Genomic DNA, 22,176 nt, shown 5'->3' on the forward strand with positions numbered 1-22,176 from the left:
CTTGTAGGACGGGATGGGGGGCGGGGTCCGGGGTGTGGTCGGGGGGGCGCCTAGGCCTTTCGGTTTTCGGTCTTCTCTCATGTCCGGCTCGCCCTAGGCGCATCGCGCCTGGGGCGCAAGCGATGGTGCCCGCAGCAGTCCCCGGCGCTGTCGCGCCAACCCCATGCGGCGGAGTGTAGTAGAGTAGAGCAGGTTGCGCTCGTGAGGCGCCGAGGAGGTGCCGTCAGGGTGATGGTGGTGGAGGGCGAGAATGGCGTCGCTGCGTTTTATTAATTGTTGTTATCCGGCATGATAGAGAAAAGGTCTGCGGACAGCCGGGTCGGACATCCGTCCGCTGCCTGCTCCGCATACTTACGAAGGGATCTACTGTGCCCGGACTTTTTTAGAGCATAGGTAATGTGTCAAACTTGTAGACAATGAGCGTTACGGCTTTGCCGGGAGAAACTGTTCAAACCATTCGTTCGAGGAAAAACCAGGTGAGCATCGCCCTGCTCGAAGACGATTACATTTTCAGGCGAGGCCCTACCGTATGGTATGGGGGCAGGCGGCCCGACCATCAGGGTCAGCGATTCCGGCATGACTGCGCCCGGTGTTCCGTGCCCGCCCTGGCCGAGGCGGACCATGATCTGCGATTCTCGACGGTCCTGCCCGACGGGAGCGGTCTGGAGGTGCTGGACTGCTGCGCGCCGAGGCGGGCGCTGCCCTGCCGGGCTGTTCATTACCAGCGCCGCCGACCGGGAACCGGAGTGGTCACCGCCCTGTAGACGGGCGCCGACGAACATGGCCACAGCCGTCAAGCCCGATGGAAGCTGCTGGCCGGGGGTCACGGCACTGGCTCGCCGGGAGCGCGCCCAGTCGGTCCCAGGCTGGGAATTCGGCCACATACCGGATTCGACACCACAGCGAACACTGTATGGGGCTCCGGAAGGATCGATCTGACCCACAAGGAATTCGATCTGGCCCTGTATCTGTTCCGCAACCTTGGCCGGCTGATCAGCAGGGCCCGGCTGTGGAGGCCGTCTGCGGGGGACCGAAGGCCGAGCTCAACACCCGCACGTTCGATACCCGGTTAGCCGCCGCGCAACAAGCTCGTCCTGGCACCCGAACAGGGTGGAAGCTGGCTGCGGTCTCCCCTCACGGTACCGCCTGGAGCCGGCTGGCGCCGGATGCGACGGGCTGCCGGGGCCCGGGACGAGCCATGAGCCGCCGCACCCCGCCAGCATCCGTGCTGTTGGTCTGGCGAGGACGGCGCCTGCACTGCTGACCACGCCGACACTGCCCGAGGAGGAAGCCTGGCTCTTGCTCGACAACGACGCAGAGGTTGCCGCGGCCAACCCGGGACATGGTGGCTGGTTGCGTGCGCGCCCTGCCATCGGCATCGCCGCCGCCTATGGCGTGTGTGGCGCGCGACACGGTATACAGAAGCCGCCCGCGATGGCAAAGAGGGCGCTGGCGCCCGACCTGCGAGCAGCTGGCCGCGGCCCGGCCACGGCGGTGAATCTTGTGGGCCGCTCGGACCGGATGCGGGACTCATCGACGTCTGGACGGCGACCGGTGCGGCCCTGACCGCGAGGGCCGGCCGTTACCATGCCGAGGAAATCGCCGGCTTAACCGCCGCATGGGCCGCCCTCTGGGCCGCCGGGGCCTATCTCAACGGGCGAGGAGGAGTGCTCACCCCACTGCAATACCGGCTCGCTCGCCACGGCGGCTTCTGCCACTGCGCTGGGCTGGATCCGCAGGCTGGGGCGAGGGCACGCATTAACGGTCGTGTTCCGGCCGCCGAACCCGGCCTGGCTGCAGGGTGCGCTCTCGACCGCCTGGGAATCTTGCGTGATGGTTATCCCCGGTGCCCCTGCTGGCCGACCGGCCGGCTGGCGTCCATCCCTGATGCCGGACCTGTTCAGGTTGCAGTGGGTCGTCGTCGGTCCGCCCGCATCTGGGCCAACGGAGATGTGGCCAACAAGATCGGACACTACTAGCCCTGGCGTGGCGGAGCGCCATCACGGGTGTGTAAGTCATGTTATGGTCGCGCCCACCTCCAGGTGATCTGGCCACTCCGCCTCCGGGGCCGATATTCCCATGGCAGCGTTCCCGCCGCCGAAGAGGTGCTCGGCCGCCAGGTTGGCCGGAGCATCCCGCGCCCGGCGCCGAGGCCTGGACACGGCCTTGACACACACAAGTGCGGACATGGTGGACTTGATCGTCAACGAGGCCGTTTGGGTGGTGGAGCGGATGACCGCGAAAGCTGGCCGCGCTGAGCTGATGGCCCGCGCGAGGGCTGCTATACGCAGCGGCAGACAGCAGGTCAGCGTTTAGGCCGAGGCCGTAACCCCGAAGTGACCAGCCCGCGGCTGTCGGGTTACGTATGCTAACCGACCTGAGGAACCTTGAATATTTCGTCATTGCGAGCGCATAGCGCCGTGGCAATATACCAACCGATGATTCACTGTGTGCGATTGCACGCTTCGCTCGCCAAATGACCGAGAATAAACGTGAAATTGATCAGAGATTCCTACAGTGCATTTCAAAATTCAGCTGTTCCTGCCCGAATCCCGCTCTGAGCGAATCAGAATCGATTCTGAGGCCGCTTTTTTTCTGGGACGGGTGTCCCGGCTGTGATAGTATTCGATCGGAATCACAGCGCCGTGTGCCGTGTGGTCCAGCCGGCGGGCCGTCTGAGGAATCCCCATAACGAAGCTTACCGACTGTATCCATGGCCGAATCGCCAAAGCAATCCTGCCCGTCAACTCTCGAAGATTGAAATGAAAGCAGTCCTCCTCGATTACGGCCATGAGCTGATCGTGGTACGCCGCACTTTGCCGATGTTAGGGAGGCCTCACGCCGGTCCCAACCGGGCGTGCTCTTTGCCATGAGCGTCTTGCACTGGACTGAACAGGCCTTATAAGAAGTCGGCCCGCCGCTTGGGTCCGGGTGAGTCATCGGACGTTACAACCCCCCCACGGCGACCCGCCGTCTACGGACACCATCGTGCGCATGGCGCAGCGTTTTCGCTTGCGCACCATGCTCGGTCGAGGCCAGGGCCAAATTCGGTCCATCGGACGGCGATTCGCCCCGCCGCCATGCGTTACACCGAGGTGGCCTGGCCGCATCGGCTCACGATGATGTGGCCGCTTCGACACGGAAACCGCGAATTCATTCCCACTAAGACCGGAGATCGAGAGTGAACCCCGGTCTTCCGACCCGCTTCCCAACTGCTGGTCCACGGCTCGGCCGGCATTCGCAGTGGCATGGCGACAAAACATCCCGCCGCACAACCTGGGCTTGAGGTCACAATGACCTGCATCGCGTGATCGAACCATCCCGACCTCGCATCCGCGAGCTGATGGAGCAATTCTGGCCCGGATTTCCCCCACCGCCGGCATTCATCAAACGGCGGTGCGCGGGATTCCAGGAGGCCTCTCCACCGGCCGCGGCCGGTGCAGGTGCCGTGAACGCACCGAGATCGAGGAGTGACAAGACGTGGCCGCCAGCCCATCGTCGTCAACCGAACTGCCCACAGGTCAAACAAGGCCGCCTGCTGGAGGAAGATCGCCGCGCTGGTCAGGAAAAGACAGCTCGACGGTCATCAGCAACCGCGCGACCGAGTCACGACAAGGACGGCATCGGCATGCGTATCGAATTGAAGCGATGCTGAGGTCTCGGAAGTCGTGCTGAAACAACCTCTACCAGCCAGAACCAGATGAAGGAACGTGTTCGGCATCCACATGGTCGCGCTGGTTCAGCACGGTAGCCGCGGATGCTCCACTCAAGGCCATCGACTGCAGGCCTCATCCGCCACGCGTCGGACGTTGGTGACCCGTCGCACCGTTACGAGATGCGCAAGGCGCGGCGCGGGAGCGGGGCCCATCCTGTAATGTCGGCGCTTGCCCTGGCAACATTCGGACGAGGTGATACGACTGATCAGGACCTTCGCCCCCGGCCCGGGCCGAGGGGCGCGCCAGGGCGCTGATGGCGCGGGCCCTGGGAGCCGGGTCGGTCCTCATGGGACATGCTGGCGGGCGCGGGCGCGAGGCATCTCGCCGACGGCTGGCCCCGGGGCGGGTCTGACCGCGATGCTGTTATCGTTCTGTCCGAGGCCCAGCCAGGCCATCCTGGAACTGCGCATGCACCAGATCCCGGTAGAGCGGACACGATCATCGACGAATACCGCGAGCTGCCGGCGAAGATTGAACGAATGCTCGCCATCCTCAACAGCCCGAGCGTTATGCAGGTCATCCGTGACGAGCTTGACTCAGGTGCCGAGACTCAGTACGGCGACGAAAACGCCCCGTACCGCAGATCCGCAGGCCGAGGCGGGACCTGGCTCTGGAGGAATCTGATCACCGAGGGGACGTGGTGGTCACCCTGTCGCACGCCGGCTACGCCAAGGCCCAGCCGCTGTCCGAATACTCGGCCCAGCGCCGCGGTGGGCGCGGCAAGAGCGCGACCAGCGTCAGACAGGAAGACTTCATCGACAAGCTGTTCATCGCCAGCACCCACGATACCATTCTGTGCTTCTCCAGCCGCGGCAAGGTGTATTGGCTCAAGGTCTACCAGCTGCCGGTGGCCGGCCGTCAGGCGCGCGGCAAGCCCATCGTCAATCTGCTGCCGCTGGAGGAGGGCGAGCGCATCAACGCCGTGCTGCCGATCCGCGATTTCGACACCGAGGACTTCATCTTCATGGCCACCGCCAACGGCACGGTCAAGAAGACCCCGCTGCGCGCCTTCGCCCGGCCGCGCAGCAGCGGCATCATCGCCCTGGAACTGCGTGACCAGGACTGGCTGATCGGCGTGGCCATCACCGACGGCAACCAGGACGTGATGCTGTTCACCGACGCCGGCAAGGCCATCCGCTTCAGGGAGGAGAGCGTGCGCGCCATGGGTCGTACCGCTGCCGGCGTACGCGGCATCCGGCTGCAGCCGGGCCAGCAGGTCATCGGCATGCTGATCGCCGCCGAGGGCGACGTGCTCAGCGCCACCGAACACGGCTACGGCAAGCGCACGCCCATCGACGAGTATCCAGTCCATGGCCGCGGCGGTCAGGGCGTGATCTCGGTCCAGACCAACGAGCGTAACGGCGCCGTGGTCGGCGCCAAGCTGGTGGCCGAGACCGACGAGGTGATGCTCATCACCAACATGGGCACCCTGGTGCGCACCCGGGTGAGCGAGATCTCGCAGATGGGCCGCAACACCCAGGGCGTGCGCCTGATCCGGGTGGGCGAGGACGAGAAGCTGGTCGGCATCGACGCCATCGCCGAGGCCGAGGAGGACGAGGAAGAGGCATCCGACGGCGAGGGTTGAATTCCCCCGGACAGAATTGAATGGCACTGACTTAAGCCGAAAGATACCTGTCATTGCGAGGAACGAAGTGACGCGGCAATCTCCAACCGGTTGATTCTTGCAGCACGAGATTACCACGCTTCGTTCACAATGACGCTTAAATCAGCGCCATTCGGACCAGAATTCATTTACAGCAAACGGAGTCACCATGAGTCGTATCTACAACTTCAGCGCCGGCCCGGCCATGCTGCCGGAAGCCGTTCTGAAACAGGCCCAGGAGGAACTGGTCGACTGGCAGGGCAGCGGCATGTCGGTCATGGAGATGAGCCACCGCGGCAAGGAGTTCATGTCCATTGCCGAGGCGGCAGAGGCCGACCTGCGCCAGGTCATGGGCATCCCGGACAACTACAAGGTGCTGTTCCTGCAGGGCGGGGCCAGCAGCCAGTTCGCCATGGTGCCGCTGAACCTGCTGCGCGGCAGCACCAAGGCCGACTACATCAATACCGGCTCCTGGTCCAAGAAGGCCATTGCCGAGGCCAAGCGCTACTGCAACGTCAATGTCGCCGCCACCTCCGAGGCCGAGAACTTCATGACCATCCCGGCCTTCGACAGCTGGAACCTGGCCGATGACGCCGCCTATGTGCACTACACCCCGAACGAGACCATCGGCGGGGTGGAGTTCCACTGGATTCCCGAGGTCGGCGACACGCCCCTGGTGGCGGACATGTCCTCCACCATCCTGTCGCGCCCCATCGACGTCTCCCGCTACGGCGTGATCTACGCCGGCGCCCAGAAGAACATCGGTCCGGCGGGACTGACGGTGGTCATCGTGCGCGAGGATCTCATCGGCCAGACGGTGGAGCGCACGCCGACCATGTTTGATTACAAGACCCATGCCGATGCCGATTCCATGTACAACACCCCGCCGACCTACGGCTGGTACCTGGCCGGGCTGGTGTTCAAGTGGATCAAGGACAACGGCGGACTCGATGCCATGGCCGGGATCAACAAGCGCAAGGCCGACAAGCTCTACGCGGCCATCGATCAGTCGGACTTCTACGCCAATCCGGTCGACCCGCAGTGCCGGTCCTGGATGAACGTGCCCTTCACCCTGGCCGATCCGGAGCTGGACGCCACCTTCCTCAAGGAGGCCGCGGCACAGGGCATGACCTCGCTCAAGGGTCACCGTTCGGTCGGCGGTATGCGTGCCAGCATCTACAACGCCATGCCCGAGGAAGGGGTGGACGCGCTGATCGATTTCATGGCCGATTTCGAGAAGCGTAACGGCTAAGTCAAAAGCGCCACGGAATACACGGAAGACACGGAAATGATTGCAGGCATTGCCGAGGCGCTACGCGCCCGGCAATGAAAAACCATCAATTATTTTTCCATGTTTTCCGAGTATTCCGTGGCGCTCTGAAAGCTCTTTGGTAGGATGAAATTCATGTACAAGATACTCACGCTGAACAACATCTCCGTCGCCGGCCTGGACCGGCTGCCGCGCGACAACTACGAGATCGCCTCCGAGATCACCCACCCGGACGCCATCCTGCTGCGTTCCTACAAGATGCACGACATGGAGATCCCGGCCTCGCTCAAGGCCGTGGGCCGTGCCGGCGCCGGGGTGAACAATATCCCCGTGGACAAGCTGAGCCAGCTGGGTGTGCCGGTCTTCAACGCCCCCGGCGCGAACGCCAACGCGGTCAAGGAACTGGTGCTGACCGGCATGCTGCTGGCCGCGCGCAACATCTGCCCGGCCTGGGATTTCGCCCGCGGCCTGGAAGGCGATGACGCCGGGATAAGCAAGCAGGTTGAGGCCGGCAAGAAGAACTTCGTCGGTACCGAACTGCCCGGGCGCACCCTGGGCGTGATCGGCCTGGGTGCGATCGGCGTGCTGGTATGCAATGCCGCCAAGGCGCTGGGCATGAATGTCGTGGGTTATGACCCGGATATCACGGTGCAGAGCGCCTGGCAGCTGTCTGCGGATGTGCAGAAGGCGAGCAGCGTCGACGACCTGCTCGGCAGGGTCGACTACGTCAGTTTCCATGTGCCGCTGGTCGACGCCACCCGACACATGATCAACGCCGACCGGCTGAAGAACATGAAGGACGGGGTGGTGATCCTCAACTTCGCCCGCAACGGCATCGTTGATGATGAAGCGGTGGTCAGGGCCATCGATGAAGGCAAGGTCGGCGGCTATGTCTGCGACTTCCCCAGCAACCTGCTGAAGGATCATCCGAAGGTGATCACCCTGCCGCACCTGGGCGCCTCCACGCTCGAGGCCGAGGAGAACTGCGCCGTTATGGTGGCCGAACAGGTGCGCGAGTTCCTGGAAAACGGGAACGTGCGCAACTCGGTCAATTTCCCCGAGGTGTTCATGCCGCGCAGCGAGGGCCAGCGCCTGGCCGTGGTCAACGCCAACGTGCCCAAGATGCTGGGCCAGATCTCCACCGTGCTGGCCGACACCGGCCACAACATCGTCGACATGCTGAACAAGTCGCGCGGCGAGCTGGCCTACACCCTGGTGGACGTGGAAGGCGAGGTGGACCAGGACTGCCTGGACCAGATCAAGGGCATCGAGGGCGTGTTGTCGGTGCGCACTCTGTAGATAATTCGGTGGCATCAACGCAGAGGTCGCGGAGACGCAGGGGCGCGAAGGAATACATTCATAATGTGAAGCTTGAGCTGAATCCCCGACTATTCCCGTCATTCCGGCGCAGGCCGGAATCCAGATGCCGCTGCGGTCAATAGATTCCGGCCTGCGCCGGAATGACGCAATAAAGGGGATTACATATATGTTCAATTTCTCTTTGCGCCTCTGCGCCTCTGCGTCCTTTGCGTTACCATCACCCAGACGAGATAGAACAACCACACGGCATCCATGAACGAGTCGGACCAACTCAAGACCATCCGGGAGAGAATCGACCGGATCGATGATCAGCTGCTGGAGCTGATCAGCGAGCGGGCGCGCTGTGCGCAGGACGTGGCGCGTATCAAGCAGGTCGCCGGCGAGATGAACGACTTCTACCGCCCCGACCGTGAGGCGCAGATCCTGGCGCGCGTCCGCGAGCTCAATCCGGGGCCGCTGTCGGACGATGAGGCCGCGCGCCTGATCCGCGAAGTGATGTCGGCCTGCCTGGCGCTGGAAAAACCCCTGACCATCGCCTTTCTCGGACCCGAGGGTACCTTCACCCAGGCCGCCGCGCTCAGGCACTTCGGCCACTCCATCCAGAGTACTGCGCTGGGCTCCATCGACCTGGTCTTTCGCGAGGTGGAATCCGGCAGCGCTCACTACGGCGTGGTGCCGGTGGAGAACTCCACCGAAGGGGTGGTCAATCACACCCTGGACATGTTCATGCGCTCGCCGCTGCACATCTGCGGCGAGGTCCAGCAGCGCATCGAGCTGCACCTGCTCGGGAAGGGGAGCGATACTTCCGGTATCAGGCGGGTCTATTCGCACCAGCAGTCCCTGGCCCAGTGCCGGGAATGGCTGGACACCAACCTGCTGCAGGCCGAGCGCATTGCCGTGAGCAGCAACGGCGAGGCGGCCCGGCGGGCGGCGGCCGAGCCCGACAGCGCGGCGGTGGCCAGTGAGACCGCCGCCGAGCTGTACGGTCTGAACCGGCTGGCGCGCAACATCGAGGACGAGCCGGGCAACACCACCCGCTTCCTGGTGATCGGCAGACAGACGGTCGCCCCCTCCGGTCAGGACAAGACCTCGCTGCTGGTGTCGGTACGCAATGAACCCGGCGCGCTCTACACCCTGCTCGCGCCCTTCAACGAGCACGGCATCAGCATGACCCGGATTGAGTCCCGGCCCTCGCGGCGCGGCGTGTGGGACTATGTGTTCTTCGTCGATATCGAGGGCCATGCCGGGGATGCGCAGGTGGCCGCGGCGCTGGCCGAGCTGGAGCAGCGGGCGAGTTTTCTCAAGGTGCTGGGGTCCTATCCCCGCGCGCAGGTGTGATCGGATGCAGGCAATATGCAGGTTGGGTTAGCGCAGCGTAACCCGACCTACGTCGCTGACCTGCATTAATGTTTTCCCGTCATCCCGGCGAAGGCCGGGATCCAGTGACCGCAGTGGCTCCTGGATTCCGGCATACGCCGGAATGACGAGTATGTAGTTTGCAATAGGCTGTTCGGGTTAGCGCAGCGTAACCCGACAAGGGCCGGCCTGATGTCGGATTACGCCCCTCGGGCTGATCCGACCTACAAGACCGAGAGACCAACCGCGAATAGAGTCATAGATGAACGACCACGAACGCCATTACCTGTTCGACTGCGCCACTGCCGGTGTGCAGGGGCTGCAGCCCTATCAGCCGGGCAAGCCGATCTCCGAACTGGAGCGCGAGTACGGCGTGCGCGACGCGGTCAAGCTGGCCTCCAACGAGAATCCGCTCGGTCCCAGTCCGCGGGTGAAGGATGCCATCCAGGCCCATGTCGCCGAGCTGGCGCGCTATCCCGACGGCAACGGCTTCGGCCTGAAACGGGCCCTGGCCGACCGCCACGACGTGGACCTGAAGCAGATCACCCTCGGCAACGGTTCCAACGATGTGCTGGAACTGATCGCCCGGGCCTTCCTGGCACCCGGACGTGGGGCCGTATTCTCCGAGCACGCCTTCGCGGTCTACCCCATCGTCACCCGGGCCATCGGGGCCACGGCCCAGGTCGCCCCGGCGCGCAACTACGGCCATGATCCGGCGGCCATGCGCGCGGCCATCGATGACAGCACCCGGGTGGTGTTCATTGCCAATCCCAACAATCCCACCGGCACCTGGCTGCCGGGGCGCGAGCTGGAGGCCTTCCTGGCCGAGGTGCCGCGTGATGTCATCGTGGTGCTGGACGAAGCCTATGTGGAGTACGTGCGCGAGCCGGACTACCCCGACAGTATCCCCTGGCTGGACCGCTACCCGAATCTGGTCATCACCCGCACCTTCTCCAAGGCCTACGGCCTGGCCGGGCTGCGGGTGGGCTATGCCCTGTCCAGCCCGGTGGTGGCGGACCTGCTGAATCGCGTCCGCCAGCCGTTCAATGCGAACAGCCTGGCTCTGGCCGCTGCCGAGGTCGCCCTGGGCGATGCCGAGCATATCGCCCGCGCCGTGCATTTGAATGATACCGGCATGCAGGCCTGGCAGACGGCCTGCAAACGGCTGGGCCTGAACTACATCCCCTCAGTGGGCAACTTCATCAGCGTCGATGTCGGCCGCCCGGCCGGGGCGGTGTATGAGGCCCTGCTGCGCGAGGGCGTGATCGTGCGGCCCATCGGTGCCTACGGTCTGCCCAACCATCTGCGCATCACCCTCGGCACCCAGGATGAGAACAAACGCGCCATGGCCGCGCTGGAAAAGGTGCTGGGATGATCAATCGCCTGTGCATCATCGGCGTGGGCCTGATCGGCGGCTCGCTGGCCCGCGCCCTGCGGGCGAATGATGCGGTCGGCGAGATCGTCGGCTGCAGCCGCAGCGCCGAGCATCTGCAGCAGGCCGTGGAACTGGGCGTGATCGACCGCTTCGACACCGACCCGGCGGCCGCGGTAGCCGGTGCCGATATGGTGCTGGTGGCCGTGCCCATGGGCGCGATGGAGACCGTGTTCAGGCAGATCAAACCCCGGTTGGCCGCCGCTGCGGTGATTACCGATGTCGGCAGCGCCAAGGGCGCGGTGGTCGATGCCGCCCAGAAGGCCTTCGGCGGTGTGCCGGCCAACCTGGTGCCGGGCCATCCCATCGCCGGCACCGAGCGCAGTGGCGTGGCGGCTTCCTTCGCCGAGCTGTTCCAGCAGCGCCGGGTGATTCTCACCCCGCTGGCGCACACGGATGCCGAGGCGGTGGACCGGGTGCGCGGCATGTGGGAGACGGCCGGGGCCGAGGTGGTGGAGATGGGGGTGGAGCACCATGACCGGGTGCTGGCCGCCACCAGCCATCTGCCGCACATCCTGGCCTATGCCACGGTCGACAGCCTGGCGCGCTTGCACGAACACGACGAGATATTCCAATATGCCGCTGGCGGCTTCCGCGATTTCACCCGCATCGCCGGCAGTGACCCGGTGATGTGGCGCGACATCTGTCTGGCCAACCGCGAGGCCATCCTGGAGATGATCGCCCATTTTCAGGTGGACCTGACGGCGCTGACCGAGGCCATTCAGGCGCGCGACGGCGAGCGGCTGGTGGAGATCTTCAGCCGCGCCAAGCGGGCGCGGGATGAGCATGCGCCGCGTTAGATTCGCTCAGTCGTAGGCCGGGATAAACGCAGCGTTCCCGGCACTCCGGATCGAATGCCGGAAACGGGCCGTTCGGCCCTTATTCCGGCCTACCAGCTGAACCCCATGGATTCCCGCCTTCGCGGGAATGACGGGAAGGGCAGTAACGTAGGTCGGGTTAGCCCAAAGGGCGTAACCCGACGCTGAATGCACAGGAAACCGAATTGACCCACACCAACAGACAATTCCACGTCCAGCCCGGTGGCCGGCTCGAGGGCCGGTTCAGGGTGCCGGGGGACAAGTCGGTATCGCACCGCGCCATCATGCTGGGCTCGCTGGCCGAGGGCGTGAGTGATGTGACCGGCTTCCTGGAAGGCGAGGACAGCCTGGCCACCCTGGCGGCCTTCCGTGCCATGGGGGTGAAGATCGAGGGCCCCTACGATGGCAGCGTGCGCATTCATGGCGTCGGGCTGCACGGCCTGCAGCCGCCGCCCGAGCCGCTGTACCTGGGCAATTCCGGCACCTCCATGCGGCTGCTGGCCGGGCTGCTGGCCGGGCAGGCCTTCGACAGTGTCCTGACCGGCGATGACTCCCTGTCGCGGCGGCCCATGGGCCGGGTCATCGATCCGCTGACTGCGATGGGCGCGCGCATCGAAAGCGAAGCGGGCGGGACCGCGCCGCTGAAGATCACCGGCGGTCAGGCCCTGAAAGGCATCGACTACACCCTGCCCATGGCCAGCGCCCAGGTGAAATCCTGCGTGCTGCTGGCGGGGCTCTATGCCGGGGGGCGCACCTGCACCACCGAGCCGGCCCCCACCCGCGACCACACCGAGCGCATGCTGCGGGGACTGGGCTATGCGGTCGAGGTCGAGGGGCCGCGCGCCTGTCTGGACGGCGGAGGCGTGCTCACCGGCGGCGCGATCACGGTGCCGGCCGACATCTCCTCGGCGGCCTTCTTCCTGGTCGGCGCCAGCATCGCCCCGGGCTCGGACCTGGTGCTGGAGCAGGTGGGCATGAACCCGACCCGCACCGGGGTGATCGACATCCTCCAGCGCATGGGCGCGAATATCGAGATTACCAACGAGCAGGTCCTGGGCGGCGAGCCGGTGGCGGACCTGCGCATCACCGCGGCCGATCTGCAGGGCATCGACATTCCGCCCGACCTGGTGCCGCTGGCCATCGACGAATTCCCGGCCCTGTTCGTGGCCGCGGCCTGCGCCGAGGGGCGCACCGTGCTGCGCGGCGCCGAGGAACTGCGGGTCAAGGAAAGCGACCGTATCCAGGTGATGGCCGACGGGCTGCAGATGCTGGGCGTGTCCGCCGAGCCCACCCCGGACGGCATCGTCATCGACGGCCGGCCGCAGCTCGGCGGCGGCCGGGTCGACAGCCATGGCGACCACCGCATCGCCATGAGCTTCGCCATGGCCGGTCTGCGGGCGGAGGGCGAAATCGTCATCGACGACTGCGCCAACGTGACCACCTCCTTCCCGGATTTCGTGCCCCTGGCCCAGCAGGCCGGGCTGGCGGTGACCGAATGAGCGATCGGGCCCCGGTGGTCGCCGTCGACGGGCCCAGCGGCTCGGGCAAGGGCACGGTCAGCCGCGCCCTGGCCACCCGCCTGGGCTGGCATTTCCTCGACAGCGGTGCCCTGTACCGGCTGGTGGCGCACGCCGCCCTGGACCGGGGGGTGGCACTGGACAACGAGGCCGGCCTGGCGGATCTCGCCCGGCACCTGGAGGTGCGCTTCGACACCGATTCCGACCGCATCTGGCTCGGGGACAAGGAGGTCAGCCTGGCCATCCGCAGCGAGGCCGCGGGGGACGCCGCCTCCCGGGTGGCGGCCCTGCCGGGCGTGCGGGAGGCGCTGCTGCGGCTGCAGCGGGATTTCCAGACCGCGCCCGGGCTGGTGGCCGACGGCCGCGACATGGGCAGTGTGGTCTTCCCCGAAGCCGAGGTGAAGATCTACCTCACCGCCAGCGCCGGGGAGCGCGCCCGGCGGCGCCATAACCAGTTGAAGGAAAAGGGGATCGAGGCTGACATGGCGGAGCTGGTGGCGGCCATCGAGGCGCGTGACAGGCGCGACATGGAGCGCCCGGTGGCGCCGCTCAAGCCGGCGGAGGACGCCGTGGTGCTGGATACCTCCGGGCTGGATATCGAAGGCAGCATCGAGGCGGCGCTGGGGATTGTGCGGCAGCGCCTGGCGATCACGTAGTTGGGGCAGCTGCAGCGTGTCCCGACCTGAATCCGTCATCCCGGCCTGCGCCGGGATGACGGGGTTTGTGTCGGGGAAGGAGCAGGGGCCGGGATAAGCGCAGCGTTCCCGGCAACCCGGGGTGAATCCAGCTCCCTGTCCCCAGACTAGTGATATTTTTCGAATTTCTGCCTATAATACCCGTTTGTATCAATCGGCGCCCGGATAGCCATTATCCGGGCTTTGTCTTTGCAACCAACCCGTGACGGTTTGCCTGTATCAACCTCGCGGCCCAACAAGTGAATCGCATCCGCGGTTCAAGGAATGAGTCAACCATGAGCGAAAGCTTTGCAGAACTGTTCGAAGAGAGTTTAGCCAAACAGGAATTGCGTCCCGGTTCCATCGTGACCGGCACCGTGGTCGATATCCGGTCGGACGTGGTCATCGTTAATGCAGGATTGAAATCGGAAGGCGTGATTCCGGTCGAACAGTTCTACAACGAGCAGGGCGAACTCGAGGTCAACGTGGGCGAGGACGTGGAAGTCGCCCTGGACACCGTCGAGGACGGCTTCGGCGAGACCCGCCTGTCGCGCGAGAAGGCCAAGCGCGCGCGGGTCTGGAAGGAACTGGAGCAGGCCTACGAGGAGAACGAGACCGTCACGGGCATGATCAGCGGCAAGGTCAAGGGCGGCTTCACCGTCGACATCAAGGACATCCGCGCCTTCCTGCCCGGCTCGCTGGTGGACGTGCGCCCGGTGCGCGACACCACCTACCTGGAAAACAAGGAACTCGAATTCAAGGTCATCAAGCTCGACCAGCGCCGCAACAACGTGGTGGTCTCCCGCCGCGCCGTGGTCGAATCCGAGTACAGCGCCGAGCGCGAGGAACTGCTCAAGAACCTGCAGGAAGGCATGGTCATCAAGGGCATCGTCAAGAACCTCACCGACTACGGCGTGTTCGTGGATCTGGGCGGCATCGACGGCCTGCTGCACATCACCGACATGGCCTGGAAGCGCATCAAGCATCCCAGCGAGATGGTCGCCGTGGGCGACGAGATCGAGGTCAAGGTGCTCAAGTTCGACCGCGAGCGCAACCGCGTCTCCCTGGGCATGAAGCAGCTGGGCACCGATCCGTGGGAGGATCTGGGCCGCCGTTATCCCGAGAGCACCCGTCTGTTCGGCAAGGTCACCAACATCGCCGACTACGGCTGCTTCGTCGAGATCGAGGAAGGCGTGGAAGGCCTGGTGCACGTCTCCGAGATGGACTGGACCAACAAGAACGTCAACCCGGCCAAGGTCGTGCATGTGGGCGACGAGGTCGAGGTCATGGTGCTGGACATCGACGAGGAGCGCCGCCGCATCTCGCTCGGCATGAAGCAGTGCTACGCCAATCCGTGGGAAGAGTTTGCCGCCACCCACAACAAGGGTGACAAGGTCTCCGGTCAGATCAAGTCCATCACCGACTTCGGCATCTTCGTCGGCCTGGACGGCGGCATCGACGGCCTGGTCCACCTGTCCGACATCTCCTGGAGCGATACCGGCGAGGAAGTGGTCCACAACTTCAAGAAGGGCGACGAGGTCGAGGCCGTGGTACTGGCCGTGGATCCCGAGCGCGAGCGCATCTCGCTGGGCCTCAAGCAGCTGGAAAAGGACCCCTTCTCCAACTTCGTGGCCGCCCATCCCAAGGGCAGCATCGTTAAAGGAACCGTCCGGGAGGTCGATGCAAAGGCTGCAGTGATCGATCTGGGCGAGGGTATCGAAGGCATCCTGCGCGCCTCCGAACTGGCCCGCGACCGGGTCGAGGACGCCCGCACCGTGCTCAAGGAAGGCGAGGAGGTCGAGGCCAAGTTCATGGGCGTGGATCGCAAGAACCGCACCCTGAGCCTGTCGATCAAGGCCAAGGAACTCGGCGAGGAAGCCGAGGCCGTGCAGGACTATGCCAAGTCCGGCTCCGCCACCACCACCCTCGGGGATATCCTGAAGGAGCAGATGGAAGAGAAGGGCAACAGCTAAGCATTGATTTTTGCGTGCTTTTTGGCATACTCCTAGTGGAATGACTCCGGCGGCCGCCCGAGTGCGGCCGTCGCCACTTGCCATCAGGCCCGGATATCAGCAAGAAGAAGACGAATGACAACGTCAGAGCGGTGAGTGGCCGATCGAGATTCTTGCCAGCAAGAACAGCCATCTGAACTACAAGGATGTGGAACTGGCGGTCAAGAGCCTGCTGGAGCAGATGAGTCAGTCCCTGGCCACCGGGCAGCGGATCGAGATCCGCGGTTTCGGCAGCTTTTCCCTGCACTATCGTCCGCCCCGCGTCGGCCGCAATCCCAAGACCGGCGAGGCCGTGGCCCTGTCCTCCAAGTACGTCCCCCACTTCAAGCCCGGCAAGGAAATGCGCGAACGGGTCAACGAGTCCCGGGCAACCACCCCGATCAAGTCCGCCGACAACGGCAACTGAATCTGTCTCCGGTTCCCCAGGCGGTTGCCATCGGCCGTCCACCCCAATAAAGTCTAGGGCCTGTCTGCGGGTCGCCGTTCCGTTATCCGATAAATCCAAGGCCCGTCACGAGGAGAAACCCATGTCCCGTATCCTGTCGGCGATCGCCCTGGTGCTCCTGATCGGGGTCGGTATCACCTTTACCGTGCTCAATCCACAGCGGGTAACGCTGAACTATCTGCTGGGCAGCCTGGAACTGCCGCTGGCGGTGCTGGTGGTGCTGATGCTGGCACTCGGAGCCGTGCTGGGGCTGTTGGTCGCCGGTTTCATGATCCTGCGACTGAAACGCGAAAACCGTAAGCTGCGCCGGCAGTCCCGGCGGGCCGAGCAGGAAGCCGCCAATCCGCGAACACTGCCCATCAAAGACAGCCGCTGAACATGTCGGCGCTGCTCTGGCTACTCCTGCCCGTGGCAGCCGCCTCCGGCTGGTGGCTGGCCCTGCGCAGCCAGGGCCGCCGCCAGCACTGTCCGCCGCCGGAGCTGAACGAGCATTATTTCAAGGGCCTGAACTTCCTGCTCAACGAACAGCCCGACAAGGCGATCGAGGTGTTCGTCGACATCGCGAAGTCGACAGCGACACGGTCGAGACCCACATGGCCCTGGGCAACCTGTTCCGCCGCCGCGGCGAGGTCGATCGCGCCATCCGCATCCACCAGAACCTGATCGCCCGGCCGACCCTGGAACGCGGCCAGCGCAACACCGCACTGCTGGAGTTGAGCCGCGACTACATGCGCGCCGGCCTGTTCGACCGGGCCGAGAACCTGCTGCAGGAGCTGCTGGACACCAGCGCCCATGCCGGCGCCGCGCTGGGGCATCTGCTGGACATCTATCAGCAGGAGAAGGAATGGGACAAGGCGATCCAGGTGGCGCGGCGCCTGGAGGGGCTGAACGGGCGGCACATGCACCCGGTGGTGGCCCAGTTTCACTGCGAGCAGGCCGAGCAGGCGATGCGTCACGGGGATGCCGCCGGCGCCACGCGCCTGCTCAAGCGGGCGCTCAATCATGACCCGAACTGCGTGCGCGCCAGCCTGCTGCAGGCGCGGCTGGCGCGCGAGGCGGGCGATAACCGGGCCGCCATCCAGGTACTGAAACGCATCGAGAAACAGGATATCGATTTCCTGCCCGAGGCGCTGCCCGAGCTGAAGACCAGCTACGCGGCCCTGGGCGCGGAGCCGGAGCTGATCCGTTATCTGACGGATATCATCGATCGCTACCGCGGCGTGACCCCGGCGTTGATGCTCTCCCAGTTGATCGAGGCCCGGGAAGGGATCCGGCCGGCGGTGGATTTTCTGACCGGCTACCTGCGTCAGCGGCCTTCCGTCCGCGGTCTGGAACGCATGATCCACCTGGACCTGGAGTCCAGTGAGGGCAGGGCGCGCGACGATCTGCTGCTGCTGCAGGATCTCACCACGCGGCTGCTGGAGGGCCGCCCCCGGTATCGCTGTCACAATTGCGGCTTCGAGGCCAAGGCGCTGCACTGGCAATGCCCGGGCTGCAAGGAATGGAACCGCATCAAACCGATATACGGCCTGGAGGGGGAGTGATGTCACAGGCACAGAACGAGGCCCGCGTGATCGTGGCGCTGGATTTTCCTGAAGCGGGGCAGGCCCGGCAGTCGGTCGAGCGGCTCACACCGGGTAGCTGCGGCTCAAGATCGGCAAGGAGCTGTTCACCCGCGCCGGCCCGGCGCTGGTCGACGAACTGCAGGGAAGGGGCTTCGATATCTTTCTGGATCTGAAATTCCACGACATCCCCAATACCGTGGCCCGCGCCTGCGAGGCGGCCGCTGATCTGGGCGTGTGGATGCTCAATGTGCACACCCTCGGCGGGCGCAGGATGATGTCCGTCGCCCGCGAGGCGCTGGAACGGCGCCCCGGCCGCGCGGCCGCTGCTGATCGGGGTGACCATCCTGACCAGCATGGGGCGGCGATTCTGGCCGAGGTCGGCCTGGCCGGCAGCCCGGCCGACAATGTCGCCCGGCTTGCCGGCCTGGCACAGGCGGCCGGCCTGGACGGTGTGGTCTGCTCACCGCAGGAAAGCCGGCTGCTGTCCGATCAGCTGGGCAGCGGTTTTGTCCTGGTCACCCCTGGCGTGCGTCCGGCCGGCAGTGCGAGCGATGACCAGCAGCGCATCATGACCCCGGCCGACGCCCTGGCCGCCGGCTCGCACTACCTGGTGATCGGCCGGCCCATCACCCAGGCGGAGGATCCGGTGGCGGTACTGGAGGCCATCAACCGGGAGCTGGCTTGACGCCATCCCCAACCCGGGCTAATCTCGGATTCCGTCCAGGATGGACGGAAAGCAACAATCAAAAACCATTACACGGAGGTAATCCCCATGTGGAAATCCATTCCCTATCTGATCATGTCCCTGTTCCTGTTCGGTGCCCAGCCGCTGCTGGCCGAGCCGATCGACGTCAATACCGCCAGCGCCGAGGAACTGGCCCAGCTCAAGGGCGTCGGCCCGGCCAAGGCCCGGGCCATCATCGCTACCGTGACCAGCAATGGTCCCTCGTGGGCCGTGGGCGAGCTGAACCAGGTGCGGGGCCTCGGCGCCGAAGTTCTGCGAAGGAAAGGGTGAGGGAATCGTCGTTCTCCCAACCTCGTGGCGGATGCGGCCTCATCCCTGACGCCATAAATACCCGTCCTGCGAGGAACGAAGTGACGTGGCAATCCTCAACGATTGATTCTGCGTTCAGGGATTGCCACGCTTCGCTTTCGCAATGACGGTTTTGCCGAACTTGCATCTACGGGATGGGGTTTCAACCTGCTTTGCCATCTCTTCCCGCAGCAGCATCCTCCCGGTTTTTCCCGGAAACTGTGATTCCTGATCTACCGTAACGCCCCTTTCTACTGCACCGGGTTCCCACCCTACACTCGCGTATAATTCAGCGGAAATTATTCGATGCTCCGGGGGGGAAAATGGGCCGTATATCCAGTGATTTCCTGAACCGGTTGGGGCCGGTTCCGGGCTGTGGCCGATGTCGCGCGAGTATTTCCCAGCCGCTGATGCCATGTCGGTGCCGAGTCGCTGCTCCCGCCACCGCCCGACGGCTGCAATTTACCGGCAGCGAAGCCGCCGGTCTTTCTTCTGCAACGAGGAGCACCGCTTCCTGGTTCGCCGCGAAGGGTGCAGGCGCTGACATCAGCTGCCGGCATCATCCTGGCGTGGAAGGCGCCCACCTCCCGGCGTTTTTTTTTTTTCAACCGTCGCCGCCCTGTTTCTGGCGGAGCAGGACACCGGGCAGTGATGGTGGTGATGCCCGCGATCAGTCATCCCCGACCTGGAGGCCTTTCCGCCGTGCGCTGGCGAGGGCGGGCCCTGGCGAAAGGGGCATCTGGTCACACTTCGGCATTCAGCCGACCCGGCCGGAGACCGGCTACGGCTACATCCAGCGCGGTGATACCATCGGCGACGACGGCCGCTTCAAGGTCAAGCGCTTCGTGGAGACGAAGGCTGACCTCGTCCAGGCCCACGGGCTCTGGAGCCCGGCGTTATACTGGAAAAGCGGCCCATCTTGATGATGCAGGCCTTCAAGTTGGCTGGAGGAGATCGAGGAGTTTCGAGACGGGAGATCAACCAGGATGCGACGCCGCCATCACAGCGGCCGCAAAGGACCTTGCCTTCTGCGGGTGGGGAAGAAAGATTTTCATCAAACTGCCCCGAGAACTCATCGACTAGCGTGAGGAACTCAACGAACGCGTGCCGTGGTGCCGCGCGAGAGCGGATTGGTCGAGTCTGTGCGCCGGTCGCCACTGGCGATATCGCCGAATGCGACGCGACCTCCGGGCAATGCCATGCAGGGACGTGCTGGCGCAGGACGTGAAAGAATTCCCTGATCTGTCCAACGACCGCTTCGTTGCGCCATTTTCGGCCTGGAGGAAATGTTCACTCGAGACACCCACGACCGACTGCTGGTCGCGCCCCGGGCACGTTCGCAGACGTGAAGCAGATCGTAGCCGCGAAACTCATAGGTTGAACCGTGAACGCGTTCCGCTTCACAGCCCGGGTGTTGTACCGCCCCCTGGGGCGGAATGCGGGTATCACAAGGGCGAGCGCTACCAGGTCAAACGCATCGTGGTCCAACCCGGGTCGTCACTGGTCGCTGGCAGATAGATGCACCACACCGCGCGGAGCACTGGATCGTGGTGCGCGGCACCGCCCGCGGGGACCACCGGAGGCGAGGATGGTATTCATCCTCTACCTCGAGGAGAACCAGTCCACCTACATCCCGTCGGCACCACCCACGGCTGGAGAACCCCGTCACCATCCGCCGGAGATCACGCGGTGGCACCCGGCAGCTATCTGGGTGAGGATTGACCATGTTGAGGTTCGAGGATTCTACTACCGGTTGCTAGGATTCAGAGTCGTGTGCCTCCTCCATACTTCGAAAAAGGGCCGGGCAGGGGGGGTTCTGCCACACGGTAGATAAATCTTGGAGTAATACAAGCCATGGACAACAGACAGTCAGAATCGAATTCCGACAGGAGCCGATCCGCAGGCTATATTCTGCCCTATCTCGGCACGCTGACGATGAGGTGAGTTAATTGATTTGGGAGCTGCTGGTTCGCGAAAGCTGCTCCTTCTGGATATTGGCGCTGTGCGCTGCTTTTGCATTCTGTCCATCTGCCTACGATACAGCTTATCACGCATAGTGCCCGTCTGGCACCACTGAACTCGCGAGAATCAACGGCCTCTTATCCTTGAGAGCCGGAGGACGGAACATGGATTGTGACTGGCGGAAGGTGACGGGCAGTGGGATCTAACGTTAACAAATCACTCCTGGAAAATATGGTTCTGATCCATTACGCAATCTGTATTCCTAATCTATGTGCCGCATCCCATTCTGCCGGTTGAAAAGTAGTTCTAAGATTCAGCATCCCCCTCACCTTCGAATTAGAGACCTAGATCGTAACCTCCGCTCGCCAATAGCAGCTTGTCTCATCGAGACCCTGAGTACGCTGCAAGTCGTTTTAAACGAGTATGTGAAATGTTGATCGTATACAGCTCGGAAAATTGTTGAAAACTGACGATTAAATTAGTTATCCAGATAGAGCGGAAAAATCTCGCGCGAATTGCTGTGAGATTGGGTATTGCTTGGCATCTGCCAGGCACAGGACAGGAAGGCTTGGAACACAGAGGAAGACTCGCCTTGAGATCAGTCATGCTATTGCATTCAGACATTGATCGCCTGCAGGGAAAGATTGACCTTATTATAAAGTCTCTATCAATTGGGATTCATGGCGCCGTGTCTGTCATCAGGAATCGACAGTTCTGCGCATCCGCCACTCGCCTCCTGCTAAATCGATCCAAAAGAGGTGGTTTATCAAATGGCGGTTGTGTTGGTTTATTCTCTGGGGTATTGACGCATTTTGCCGACTTCCTCTACTAAAAGTCGACAGCATGCGTGATATACATGAAACCAGTTATGGAGCCCGTACGGGGGGGACGGCACTGTGAGCATTGGTTATGGTTATTCGCCCATCCCGCAACGGAGTAGAGCTGCCGCCCAACTTCAGTGCAGGGCTTGGGGACTTGCCTTGCCCATTTTTCGACACCACACGTGCAGCTGCGTGGACCGATGGACAGGAGACATCAAACGCGCTCTTCCCGCGTTATCTCTCATTGCCTGAAACCTGCGGAAGACGGCGATGCTCCCATACGGATCTCACTCGTGGCGTGACTAGATCTCATGCGATGCTGGAACCGTCCTCGAGTCTGCCCTTCCGGATTTGTAGAAATCTCATGAGTAAGCAGATTAAGGCCCGTGCTCATGTCAACGAGTCGCAGATCTTCGCCACGGGCGACTAGCTTGGATCCTTCCGGCTTTTTGCTGGCGCTGTGCCCGCTTGTGATCTGATAGTGGAGAAGGCGAATTAGTCTGTTATCAGGTCTGTGGGAGAAAACCACAGTATAAACCTAGTGACGGCGGCCATGTCGCACCGCACCTGAATCGTTCATCGGGCGTTTGTTTATCACTATAGGTACAGTATGATACGTTCGTCAATCGTTG

At 63.7% G+C, this 22,176-nt stretch carries 15 protein-coding genes; all 15 read left to right on the forward strand.

Annotation, left to right across the window (positions count from 1 at the left end; all coding sequences use genetic code 11):
• The first annotated feature begins 4,353 nt into the window (after positions 1-4,353).
• Positions 4,354-5,301: a DNA gyrase C-terminal beta-propeller domain-containing protein gene (locus D6C00_RS14085; protein ID WP_241546886.1), complete on the forward strand. Its 948-nt coding sequence runs from the start codon at positions 4,354-4,356 to the stop codon at positions 5,299-5,301.
• 187 nt (positions 5,302-5,488) lie between these two features.
• Positions 5,489-6,571, forward strand: a complete 1,083-nt coding sequence (gene serC / locus D6C00_RS14090; RefSeq protein WP_125182284.1) for a 3-phosphoserine/phosphohydroxythreonine transaminase — start codon at positions 5,489-5,491, stop codon at positions 6,569-6,571.
• 153 nt (positions 6,572-6,724) lie between these two features.
• Positions 6,725-7,888, forward strand: a complete 1,164-nt coding sequence (locus tag D6C00_RS14095; RefSeq protein ID WP_125182285.1) for a phosphoglycerate dehydrogenase — start codon at positions 6,725-6,727, stop codon at positions 7,886-7,888.
• 273 nt (positions 7,889-8,161) lie between these two features.
• Positions 8,162-9,247 carry a prephenate dehydratase gene (gene pheA, locus D6C00_RS14100; protein ID WP_125182286.1) on the forward strand — a complete coding sequence of 362 codons (1,086 nt, stop codon included), beginning with the start codon at positions 8,162-8,164 and terminating at the stop codon, positions 9,245-9,247.
• A gap of 280 nt (positions 9,248-9,527) precedes the next feature.
• Complete coding sequence (gene hisC / locus D6C00_RS14105) at positions 9,528-10,640, forward strand: histidinol-phosphate transaminase (protein WP_125182287.1); 1,113 nt, start codon at positions 9,528-9,530, stop codon at positions 10,638-10,640.
• The gene (locus tag D6C00_RS14110; RefSeq protein ID WP_125182288.1) at positions 10,637-11,497 is read left to right on the forward strand and encodes a prephenate dehydrogenase; all 861 of its coding nucleotides are present in this window, start codon (positions 10,637-10,639) and stop codon (positions 11,495-11,497) included. Before hisC ends, D6C00_RS14110 begins: the two co-directional genes overlap by 4 nt.
• A 203-nt stretch (positions 11,498-11,700) precedes the next feature.
• The gene (gene aroA / locus D6C00_RS14115; RefSeq protein ID WP_206609576.1) at positions 11,701-13,014 is read left to right on the forward strand and encodes a 3-phosphoshikimate 1-carboxyvinyltransferase; all 1,314 of its coding nucleotides are present in this window, start codon (positions 11,701-11,703) and stop codon (positions 13,012-13,014) included.
• Positions 13,011-13,688, forward strand: a complete 678-nt coding sequence (gene cmk / locus D6C00_RS14120; RefSeq protein WP_125182290.1) for a (d)CMP kinase — start codon at positions 13,011-13,013, stop codon at positions 13,686-13,688. Before aroA ends, cmk begins: the two co-directional genes overlap by 4 nt.
• A 287-nt stretch (positions 13,689-13,975) precedes the next feature.
• Complete coding sequence (gene rpsA, locus D6C00_RS14125; protein ID WP_255416798.1) at positions 13,976-15,679, forward strand: 30S ribosomal protein S1; 1,704 nt, start codon at positions 13,976-13,978, stop codon at positions 15,677-15,679.
• 142 nt (positions 15,680-15,821) lie between these two features.
• On the forward strand, positions 15,822-16,124 hold the full coding sequence (locus tag D6C00_RS14130) for an integration host factor subunit beta (protein WP_125182292.1): 303 nt from the start codon (positions 15,822-15,824) through the stop codon (positions 16,122-16,124).
• A 121-nt stretch (positions 16,125-16,245) separates the two neighbouring features.
• A complete protein-coding gene (locus D6C00_RS14135) occupies positions 16,246-16,539 on the forward strand; it encodes a LapA family protein (RefSeq protein ID WP_125182293.1) in 294 nt (97 codons plus the stop codon).
• Positions 16,540-16,541: 2 nt separating this feature from the next.
• Complete coding sequence (locus D6C00_RS16210) at positions 16,542-16,826, forward strand: hypothetical protein (RefSeq protein WP_241546888.1); 285 nt, start codon at positions 16,542-16,544, stop codon at positions 16,824-16,826.
• Positions 16,757-17,707 (forward strand): lipopolysaccharide assembly protein LapB, encoded by a 951-nt coding sequence (gene lapB, locus D6C00_RS14140; RefSeq protein ID WP_241546890.1) that lies wholly within the window; start codon positions 16,757-16,759, stop codon positions 17,705-17,707. The genes D6C00_RS16210 and lapB overlap by 70 nt, the downstream gene beginning before the upstream one ends.
• Before the next feature lie 157 nt (positions 17,708-17,864).
• On the forward strand, positions 17,865-18,413 hold the full coding sequence (gene pyrF, locus D6C00_RS14145; protein WP_241546935.1) for an orotidine-5'-phosphate decarboxylase: 549 nt from the start codon (positions 17,865-17,867) through the stop codon (positions 18,411-18,413).
• Between the two features lie 87 nt (positions 18,414-18,500).
• Positions 18,501-18,743, forward strand: a complete 243-nt coding sequence (locus D6C00_RS14150) for a ComEA family DNA-binding protein (RefSeq protein ID WP_125182294.1) — start codon at positions 18,501-18,503, stop codon at positions 18,741-18,743.
• Positions 18,744-22,176: the final 3,433 nt, after the last annotated feature.

The sequence above is a fragment of the Thiohalobacter thiocyanaticus genome, assembly GCF_003932505.1.
In the GTDB taxonomy this organism is placed as follows: domain Bacteria; phylum Pseudomonadota; class Gammaproteobacteria; order Thiohalobacterales; family Thiohalobacteraceae; genus Thiohalobacter; species Thiohalobacter thiocyanaticus.

Excerpts from the sequence above, each read along its gene's own strand:
- serC (WP_125182284.1), top strand. The coding sequence starts at position 5,489 with ATGAGTCGTATCTACAACTTCAGCGCCGGCCCGGCCATGCTGCCGGAA.
- D6C00_RS14095 (WP_125182285.1), top strand. The coding sequence starts at position 6,725 with ATGTACAAGATACTCACGCTGAACAACATCTCCGTCGCCGGCCTGGAC.
- pheA (WP_125182286.1), top strand. The coding sequence starts at position 8,162 with ATGAACGAGTCGGACCAACTCAAGACCATCCGGGAGAGAATCGACCGG.
- hisC (WP_125182287.1), top strand. The coding sequence starts at position 9,528 with ATGAACGACCACGAACGCCATTACCTGTTCGACTGCGCCACTGCCGGT.
- D6C00_RS14110 (WP_125182288.1), top strand. The coding sequence starts at position 10,637 with ATGATCAATCGCCTGTGCATCATCGGCGTGGGCCTGATCGGCGGCTCG.
- cmk (WP_125182290.1), top strand. The coding sequence starts at position 13,011 with ATGAGCGATCGGGCCCCGGTGGTCGCCGTCGACGGGCCCAGCGGCTCG.
- D6C00_RS14135 (WP_125182293.1), top strand. The coding sequence starts at position 16,246 with ATGTCCCGTATCCTGTCGGCGATCGCCCTGGTGCTCCTGATCGGGGTC.
- D6C00_RS16210 (WP_241546888.1), top strand. The coding sequence starts at position 16,542 with ATGTCGGCGCTGCTCTGGCTACTCCTGCCCGTGGCAGCCGCCTCCGGC.
- lapB (WP_241546890.1), top strand. The coding sequence starts at position 16,757 with ATGGCCCTGGGCAACCTGTTCCGCCGCCGCGGCGAGGTCGATCGCGCC.
- D6C00_RS14150 (WP_125182294.1), top strand. The coding sequence starts at position 18,501 with ATGTGGAAATCCATTCCCTATCTGATCATGTCCCTGTTCCTGTTCGGT.